Raw genomic sequence first — 626 nt, forward strand, 5'->3', positions numbered from 1 at the left:
GTGACGTGGACGAACGCGGAGCCGGACACGCTGATGGAGCGGGTGCTTGCACCGGCCAACCTTAGGCGTGCGTATCAACGTGTGGTCAGCAACAAGGCGCACCGGGTGCCGATGGCATGACGGTCGACCAATTGGCGGACTACGTGAAACAGTATTGGCCGATCCTCAAGACGCGGTTGCTGGCCGGCGAGTATCACCCGCAAGGTGTACGCGCCGTCGAAATCCCCAAACCCAAAGGCGGAATCCGCCAGTTGGGTATCCCCAATGTGATGGATCGCCTGATCCAGCAAGCTCTACTGCAACAGCTCACGCCGATCTTCGACCCACTATTCTCGGATTACAGCTACGGTTTTCGTCCGGGTAGAAGCGCTCATCAAGCCATCGAAACAGCCCGTGACCATGTGGCGGCGGGACACCGCTGGTGCGTGGAACTTGATCTCGAGAAGTTCTTTGATCGGGTCAATCACGATGTCCTGATGGCCCATGTTGCGCGTCAAATCGAAGACAAGCGCGTCCTCAGCTTGATCCGCCGTTACCTCGAAGCGGGAACGATGACAGGTGGAATCGTCAGCCGACGGCAGGAAGGGACACCGCAAGGTGGCCCGCTCTCGCCGTTGCTGTCGAAT

At 59.1% G+C, this 626-nt stretch carries 1 pseudogene; it reads left to right on the forward strand.

What is annotated here, in order from left to right:
* A pseudogene (locus tag ACM6I5_RS17340) lies at positions 1-626 on the forward strand (reverse transcriptase domain-containing protein); the annotation flags it as partial.

The sequence above is a fragment of the Pseudomonas sp. IT-P171 genome (assembly GCF_949767765.1).
Lineage (GTDB): Bacteria > Pseudomonadota > Gammaproteobacteria > Pseudomonadales > Pseudomonadaceae > Aquipseudomonas > Aquipseudomonas fluorescens_B.